The sequence below is a fragment of the Craurococcus roseus genome (assembly GCF_039523795.1).
Taxonomy (GTDB): Bacteria; Pseudomonadota; Alphaproteobacteria; order Acetobacterales; family Acetobacteraceae; genus Craurococcus; species Craurococcus roseus.
This window is the reverse complement of the sequence record NZ_BAAAFZ010000018.1, coordinates 1-7,698: the sequence shown is the minus strand read 5'-3', so window position 1 is coordinate 7,698 and position 7,698 is coordinate 1. Positions and strand designations below refer to the sequence as shown.

At 77.5% G+C, this 7,698-nt stretch carries 7 protein-coding genes; all 7 read left to right on the top strand.

Features of this window, described 5'->3' with window-relative positions; translation table 11 throughout:
* Positions 1 to 1,917 (top strand): 4Fe-4S dicluster domain-containing protein (locus tag ABD067_RS08465; RefSeq protein WP_343894795.1); only part of this gene is annotated, 1,917 nt, incomplete at its 5' end.
* Entirely contained in the window at positions 1,914 to 3,389 is a 1,476-nt protein-coding gene (locus ABD067_RS08460) for a hydrogenase (RefSeq protein ID WP_343894794.1), read from the top strand. The genes ABD067_RS08465 and ABD067_RS08460, both read left to right, overlap by 4 nt.
* Positions 3,386 to 3,922, top strand: a complete 537-nt coding sequence (locus ABD067_RS08455; protein WP_343894793.1) for a DUF3341 domain-containing protein — start codon at positions 3,386 to 3,388, stop codon at positions 3,920 to 3,922. The genes ABD067_RS08460 and ABD067_RS08455 overlap by 4 nt, the downstream gene beginning before the upstream one ends.
* Positions 3,919 to 4,359 carry a c-type cytochrome gene (locus tag ABD067_RS08450; RefSeq protein WP_343894792.1) on the top strand — a complete coding sequence of 147 codons (441 nt, stop codon included), beginning with the start codon at positions 3,919 to 3,921 and terminating at the stop codon, positions 4,357 to 4,359. The genes ABD067_RS08455 and ABD067_RS08450 overlap by 4 nt, the downstream gene beginning before the upstream one ends.
* Positions 4,356 to 5,228: a hypothetical protein gene (locus ABD067_RS08445; RefSeq protein WP_343894791.1), complete on the top strand. Its 873-nt coding sequence runs from the start codon at positions 4,356 to 4,358 to the stop codon at positions 5,226 to 5,228. The genes ABD067_RS08450 and ABD067_RS08445 overlap by 4 nt, the downstream gene beginning before the upstream one ends.
* Positions 5,225 to 6,598: an L-seryl-tRNA(Sec) selenium transferase gene (selA, locus tag ABD067_RS08440; protein ID WP_343894790.1), complete on the top strand. Its 1,374-nt coding sequence runs from the start codon at positions 5,225 to 5,227 to the stop codon at positions 6,596 to 6,598. The genes ABD067_RS08445 and selA overlap by 4 nt, the downstream gene beginning before the upstream one ends.
* A partial coding sequence (locus tag ABD067_RS08435; RefSeq protein WP_343894789.1) for a GTP-binding protein occupies positions 6,595 to 7,698 on the top strand: 1,104 nt, incomplete at its 3' end. The genes selA and ABD067_RS08435, both read left to right, overlap by 4 nt.

The following is a 7,698-nucleotide window of genomic DNA, read 5'->3' as shown; positions in this document are numbered from 1 at the left end:
GTGCGGCACGCGCCGCCGCCCCTCGGCGCGCCCCCGCCGGGCCGGCGCGGCCGCCTCGCCGCGTTGGTGGCGGAGATGGAAGCGGGGCGCGTGTCGCACCTCCTGCACCTGGGCGGCTGCAACCCCGCTTACGACGCGCCCGCGGCTCTGGGCTTCGCCGAGGCGTTGGTGCGCGTGCCCGCCTCCGTCCACCTCGGCCGGCACTTCGACGAAACGGCGGCGCTCTGCCGCCTGCACGCGCCGCTGCCGCACCCGCTGGAGGCCTGGGGCGACTCGCTCGCCTTCGACGGCACGCCGTCCCTGCGCCAACCCGCCACGCCGAAGCTGGCGCCGGAGGCGCGCGGCGAGGCGGAGGCGCTTTCCGTGCTGTTGGGCGCGCCGACGGCGGAGCGGGAGGCGGTGCGCGCGACGTGGCGCGGCGTTTGGGGCGAGGACGGGCCGGGGTTCGAGGCGCGCTGGGCGGCCGCGCTGGAGGAAGGCGTGGCGGGCGCGGCGCCGGCTCCCCTCGCCTTGCCGCTGCGGCCCGGTTGGGACGCGGCCGGGGCGGCACCAGCGGCGGCGCCAGTCGCGCCGGGCCTTTCCGCCGTGTTCGCGCCCGATCCGCACCTGCGGGACGGCGCCTTCGCAACGAACGCGTGGCTGCAGGAGATGCCGCGGCCGTTGACGAAGATCGTCTGGGGCAACGCGGTGCTGCTGGCGCCCGCCACCGCGGCCCGCCTTGGCCTCGCGCCCGGCGACGAGGTGGAGGTTTCGCTCGGCGGCGAGGCGGCGGCCCCCTCCCCGGATGCGGCGCGGCCGGGCTTGCCCGAGGACGTGAGGCCCCGGCTCCTCGGCGGCGAGCAGATGGCGCGGAGGATCGACGCGCGGCCGGCGCCCGCCGCCCCCGCCGCGCTGCGCGCGCCCGTCTGGCCCGCGCCGGGCCACGCGCCCGAGACGGCCACGCTGCTGCTGGGCGGCGGGCGGCGGGTGGGCGGCGAGGTGGTGGCCGAGGGGCGCGGCTACGACGCCTACCGCCTGCGCCCCGCCGACGGCGCGTGGACGGCAGAGGGGCTGGTCCTCCGCCCCACCGGACGGCGCGGCGCGTTGGTGACGACCGACTCGCACCACGGGCTCGACCCGACGGACGCGGCGCGCGTGGTGGCGCCCGGAGACGCGCTGCCGCCCGTGGAGGAGCGCCCGTTCTCGCTCCACCCGGACTGGCCCTACCCCGAAGGCGTGCGCGCCTGGGGCATGGCGATAGACCTCGACGCCTGCATCGGCTGCAACGCCTGCGCCGTCGCCTGCCAAGCGGAGAACAACGTGCCCGTGGTGGGGCCGGCGGAGGTGGCGCGGGGGCGCGAGATGCACTGGCTGCGCGTTGAGCGCCACCACCACGGCGCGGCGGAAGCGCCGTCCGGCACCTTCCAGCCCGTGCCCTGCATGCATTGCGAGAAGGCGCCGTGCGAGCCGGTCTGCCCCGTGAACGCGACGCTGCACGACCACGAAGGGCTGAACGTGATGGTGCACGCCCGCTGCGTCGGCACGCGCACCTGCTCCAACAACTGCCCTTACAAGGTGAGGCGCTTCAACTGGGCCGACCACCGACGCGCCCTGGCGACGCCGGCGCGCAACCCGGAGGTGCCGCTCCGCCCGCGTGGCGTGATGGAGAAATGCACCTATTGCAGCCACCGCATCGCCGAGGCCCGGCAACGGGCGGCCGCCGATGACGGGGCGGGCGGCGCGGTGGAGACCGCCTGCCAACGCGCTTGCCCCACACAGGCGATCGCGTTTGGCGACCTGAACGACCCCGGCAGCGCCGTGTCGCGCGCCCGCCGCGACGGGCGCTCCTACGCGCTGCTCGCCGAGTTGGGCACGCGGCCGCGCACCACCTACCTCGCCCGCGTGGCGCGGCCCGCTGGGCAAGGCGCGGAGGGGTGAGCGTCGGCCCCGCCTTGCTGCGCCGCCTGGGCTGGGCCGCCGCCCTTTCGCTGGCGGCGACGGCGCTCGGCGCGGCGTCGCTGTCGCGCGGAGGCGGCGCGGAGGCGGCGCGGCCGGCGCACGCCCCCGAACCGGACGGCCCCGGCCCGGCCTTCGACACGCGCCCCGTGGCGCGCGCGGCGTTGCGGCGGCGGACGGGGTGGGGCTTCCGGCTCGCCCTGTCCGCATCCGCCTTCGGCGTGCTGGTGCTCGCGTTCGCCGTTGGCGTGTTGCTGCTCCGCGGCGTCGGCGTCTGGGGGAACAACATCCCCCACGTTTGGGGCTTCGACCTGGCGAACTACGCTTGGTGGATCGGCGTGGCCAACGCCGCCAGCCTGTTCGCGGCCGTGCTGGTGCTGCGCCGCCACGGGCTGCGCACCGCGGTGAACCGCTTCGCGGAGGCCGCGGCGCTCGCCGCCGTGGTGGCCGCCGCTTTCTACCCGGTGCTGCACCTCGGGCGGCCCTGGCTGGCTTACTGGGTGGTTCCTTACCCCTCCGTCCAAGGCTTCTGGCCGCAATTCGGCAGCCCTTTGGTCTGGGACCTGTGGGGCATCCTCTCGCACGTCCTCGTCACCTCGACCTTCTGGTTCGTCGGGCTGATCCCGGACCTCGCCACGCTCCGCGACCGCGCCGCGGTGCGCGGGCGGGTCGCCGCCGCCCGCGCCTACGGGCTGTTCGCGCTGGGCTGGCGCGGGTCCGTCGTCCACTGGCACCGGCACCAGGCCGCCTACCGGATGGTGGCGGCGCTGGTGCTGCCGCTGCTGCTCTCGGCGCAGACGGTGGTGGCGTTGGAGTTCGCCACCACCGTCGTGCCCGGCTGGCACCAGGCGCGGCTGGTGCCGCACATCGTGCTGACCGGGCTGCCCTCGGGGTTGGGCGCGGTGCTGGCGCTGGCGGCGGTGCTGCGCCGGACCCTCGACCTGGACGACCTCATCGACGACCTGGACATGGACCTGCTGTCGCGCCTGACCGCGGCGGCGGCGCTGGCCAGCCTCGCCGTGTACGCGCACGAGGCGCTGGCCGGGCTGGTGCTGGAGGACGCGGCGACCCGCGAGGCCACGGCCGCGCGCCTCTTCGGGCCGCTCGCGCCGGCGTGGTTCGGCGCGGTCGCGCTGGTGGCGCTGCTGCCGCAGGCGCTCTGGTGGAAGCGGCTGCGGACGGCCGCTTGGGCGACGGTGCCGATCGGCGTGCTGGCGGCGGCGGGGGTGTGGCTGGACCGCTACTCGCTGGTCGTGGGCGGCGTCCTGCGCGAAAGGATGCCCGAAGCGCGGCCGCTCTACGTGCCGACCGTGGACGAGTGGGCGCTGTTCGGCGGCACCGCGGCGCTGTTCGCCTTGGCGCTGCTTGTGTTCGCGCGCTTCCTCCCGGTGGTGTCCATGTTCGAAACGCGGCACGAGGAGACGGAGCACGAGCGCGAGGAGGAGGAACGGTGAGCGCGGGGGAAGCGGGGCTGATGGCCGAGTTCCGCGAGGCCGGCCCGATGCTGGACGCGCTCCGCGCCGCGCGCGCGGCGGGGTGGCGCGCGCTGGACGCCTTCGCGCCGCATCCGGTGCCGGAAGCGGCGGAGGCGATGGGCGTCCGGGCGGCGCCGGTGGCCTGGATCGCGGTCGCCGCGGGCCTCGCGGGCGCAGCCATCACCTACGCGGCGCAGTGGTGGATACAGGTGCAGGACTACCCGGTGAACGTGGGCGGGCGGCCGCTGCACGCCTGGCCGGTGTTCCTGCCCTCCGCCTACATCGTCGGCGTGCTCTGGGCCTGCTTGGCCGCGCTGGCCGGGATGCTGTGGCTGAACGGCCTGCCGCGGCTGCACCACCCGGTGTTCGGCGCGCGCGGCTTCCACCGGGCGAGCGAGGACCGGTACTTCCTGTTCCTCGACGCGCGCGACCCGCTCTACGACCGCGCGCGGGCCGAGGCGATGCTGCGCGCGCACGCGCCGGCGCGCGTGTCCGCGGTGCCGGCGGAATGACCCGCCTGGGCCGAGCGGCCGCCGTTCTCGCGCTGTCCGCGGCCGCCGGCTGCGACGGGTGGCCCGAGAGCACGAAGCCGGCCCCGCCCGCGCCGCCGCCGGAGGGCGCCGTCCCGCGCGGCCGCACGGAGCGCCTCGCCGCGCTGGCGCCTCCGGGGCCGCCGGTGGACGACGAGCTGCTGCGCCGCGGCGCGGACCGCTACGCCATCTACTGCACACCGTGCCACGGTGCGCGCGGCCGGGGCGACGGCGTGGTGGTGGCGCGCGGCCACCCGCCGATCCCGCCGCTGCCCGCGGACCCGCGGCGCAGCATGGAGGCCATCGCCACCAACCTGGCTGGGGCGCACCCCATGGCGGACCGGTTGGAGCCGCGCGACCGTTGGGCTGTGGCCCGCCACGTCGAGGCCATCATGCGGGGAGGAGGGCCGCGCCCGTGACCCTGTTTGCCGAGGCTTGGCTGCTGCTGTTCCTGCTGGCCGCCGGCCTGGTGGCCGGCGCGCTCGCCGCGCTCGCCATGGGGCACCTGCTGGGCGACGATTGGCTGCGTGCGGTGCGGCCGGGGCTGGAAGCGGCGGTTCGCGCGGCGCCGCTGCTCCTGCCGCTGTCCTTGCCGGTGCTGCTATTGATGGGGCGCCTTTACCCTTGGGCCGTCGCCGCGCCGGCCGACCCCGTCCACGCCGTCTGGTTCGCGCCCGCGTTCTTCGCCGCCCGCGTGGTGGGCGCGCTGGCGCTCTGGGCGGCGCTGGGCCGCTGGCTGCTGGCGGGGACGCGCGACGCCCTGCACCCGCGCCGGGCGGGTGCCGTGCTCCTCCTGCTGGTGCCGACCTCCGGTGTCGCCGCGCAGGACTTGGCGCTGTCGCGCGACCTTTCCTGGTTCGGCAGCCTGCAAGGCTTCGCCCTCGTGGTCGGCGCGGCCTCGGCGGCGCTGGCCGGCGCGGCGCTGGCGGCGCTGCTGCGGCGCGGCCAACCGCAGCCTGGGAACCTGGATGGGCTCGAGCGGGCGCTGCTCACGCTCGGCATGGCGGTGCTCTGGCTGTGGTTCATCCAGTTCGTCGTCGCCTGGGCGGGCAACCTGCCGGAAGAGGCCGCTTGGTACGGGCGCCGTGGCGAGGGCGTCTGGCTCTGGGTCAAATTCGGTTTCGCGCTGCCGGCGTTGCTGGCCGCGGTCGCCCTGTCGTTGGTGCCGCAATGGCGCGCTTGGCGGCTCGGCGCGGTGTGCGCGCTGCTGTTCGCGCACCACGCGGCGCAGGTCGCCTGGGTGGTGGTGCCGGACTCGCCGGCGCTGCGGGCGGCGGTCGCGGCATGAGGGCGGAATCCCGCCGCGACTTGCCGGCCGTCCACCGCGTTCTGATGCGGCCGGAGGTGCAGGCGTTGGCCGCCGGGCATGGCCGCGCCGCGGTGGTGGAGGCCGTGCGCGCGGGCTTGGCGGCGCTGCGCGGTGACGGGGGCGGCTACGAGGAAGCAGCCTTCTTGGACGGGGTGCGCGCCGCCCTGGCCACGCGGGCGGCGCGCGGGCTGCGGCGCGTGCTGAACACGACAGGCGTGGTGCTGCACACCAACCTCGGCCGAGCGCCGCTCGCGCCCGCGGCGCTGGCGGCGATGGCCGAAGCGGCGCGCGGCTATGCGAACCTCGAATACGACCTGGGGAGCGGCTCCCGCGGCGACCGCCACTCGGCCTGCGCCGCCCTGCTGCGCGGGCTGACGGGCGCGGAGGCCGCCGTGGTCGTGAACAACTGCGCCGCGGCGGTCCTGCTGGCCCTGGCCGCACACGCGCCGGCCGGTTCCGAGGTGGTGGTGTCCCGCGGCGAGCTGGTGGAGATCGGCGGCGCGTTCCGCGTGCCGGAGGTGGTGGCGCAGGGCGGCGCGCGGCTGGTGGAGGTGGGCACCACCAACCGCACCCGCATCGGCGACTACGACGCCGCCATCGGACCGGCCACGCGCGTGCTGATGCGTGTCCACCAGAGCAACTACCGCGTCGTCGGCTTCACGGAAGCGCCGGAACCGCGGGAGATCGCGGCCCTGGCCCGCGCGCGCGGCCTCGTCTCGGTGGAGGACCTGGGCAGCGGCGCCGTCGCGGACCTGTCGGCCTTCGGCCTGCCGCGCGAGCCGACGCTGGCGGAGTCGGTCGCGGCCGGCTTCGACCTGGTGGCGTGCAGCGGCGACAAGCTGCTCGGCGGCCCGCAGGCAGGGCTGCTGCTGGGCAAGGCCGGAGCCGTCGCCGCCTGCGCCCGGCATCCGCTGATGCGGGCCTTGCGCCCGGACAAGGCGACGCTCGCGGCGCTGGAAGCCACGCTGCGCCTCTACCGCGACCACGGTGGCGACCCCGCGCGGTTGGCGCGCGAGGTCCCGGCGCTCGGGATGCTCGCGGCCGACGCCGCGGCGCTGGAGGCGCGCGCCGCCCGGCTGCTCGCGTCGTTGCCGGAGGCGGCCGGCGCTGCGGTGGGGGCCGGCGAGTCCCTGCCGGGCGGCGGCAGCCTGCCGGGCGCCGCGCTGCCGACGAGCCTAGTGGCGCTGCGGCCGGCGGCGGTCGGGGCGGAAGAACTGGCCCGGCGCCTGCGCGCGGGCGCGCCGCCTCTGGTCGCGCGCATCGAGCGCGGGCGCGTGGTGCTGGACGTGCGGACCCTGCGCGACGCCGAGATCGAGGAAGCCGCGGCCGCCGTGGCCGCCGCGCTGTGACCGGGCGGCGGCACGCGCTGATCGGCGTGCTCGGCCACGTGGACCACGGCAAGACCGCGCTCGTGCGCGCCCTGACCGGCACCGACACCGACCGGCTGCCGGAGGAGAAGGCGCGCGGCATCTCCATCGCGCTCGGCTTCGCGCGGCTGGAAGCGCCGTGCGGCGCCGAGGTGGAACTCGTGGACGCGCCGGGGCACGAGCGCTTCGTGCGCGCCATGGTGGCCGGCGCCACCGCCGTCGACTCCGCGTTGTTGGTGGTGGACGCGCGGGAAGGCGCGCGCGCCCAGACGGCGGAGCACGCCGAGGTCGCCGCGCTGCTCGGCGTGTGCCGCGGCGTGGTGGCGGTGGCGCGGCGCGACTTGGCCGATGCGGAGCAGGCGCTCGCGGCGGCGGAGGGCGCTCGGGCGCTGCTGGCCCGGCTCGGCCTCGGCGCGGACTGGCCGGTGGTGGAAACCTCGGCCGCGACCGGAGAGGGCGTGGCGGAGTTGGCGGCGGCGCTCGGCGGCTTGGCGCGCGAGGAAACGCCGGGCGAGGGCGGCGAGGCGTGGCTGCCGCTCGACCGCGCCTTCGCGCTGGCCGGCGCGGGGGTGGTCGCCACGGGCGCGTTGCGGCGCGGGCGGCTCTCGGTCGGCGACTCGGTGGAGGTGCTGCCGCGCGGCCTGCGCGCCTCCGTCCGGGGCATCCACAGCCACGGCCGGGCCTTGGAACGGGTTGGCCCCGGTCGGCGGGTCGCCGTGGCGCTGCGCGGGGTGGAGCGGCGGGACGTGGCGCCGGGCGACGCATTGGCGGCGCCGGGGCTGGGGTTGGCCGCGTCCGCGCTGCTCGACGCGCGCGTGGCGGTGCTGGCTTCCGCGCCGCGGGCCCTGGCGCGCGGGGAGCCGCTGCGGCTGTTGATCGGCACACGCGAGGTCGGCGCGCGCCTCCGCCCCTTGGGACGCGACCGGGTGGAGCCGGGGGAGGAGGCCGTGGCGCAGCTCGCGCTCGACGCGCCGGTCGCCGTGCCCGCGCGGGAGCGTTTCGTTCTGCGCCTGCCCTCGCCGCCGGCCCGCGAGGGCGGCGGCGAGGTGCTCGACCCGTCGCCGCTCCGCCGCCGGCTTCGG

Coding starts and splice junctions, on each gene's coding strand:
- ABD067_RS08450 (WP_343894792.1), top strand. CDS start 3,919: ATGACCCGCCTGGGCCGAGCGGCCGCCGTTCTCGCGCTGTCCGCGGCC.
- selA (WP_343894790.1), top strand. CDS start 5,225: ATGAGGGCGGAATCCCGCCGCGACTTGCCGGCCGTCCACCGCGTTCTG.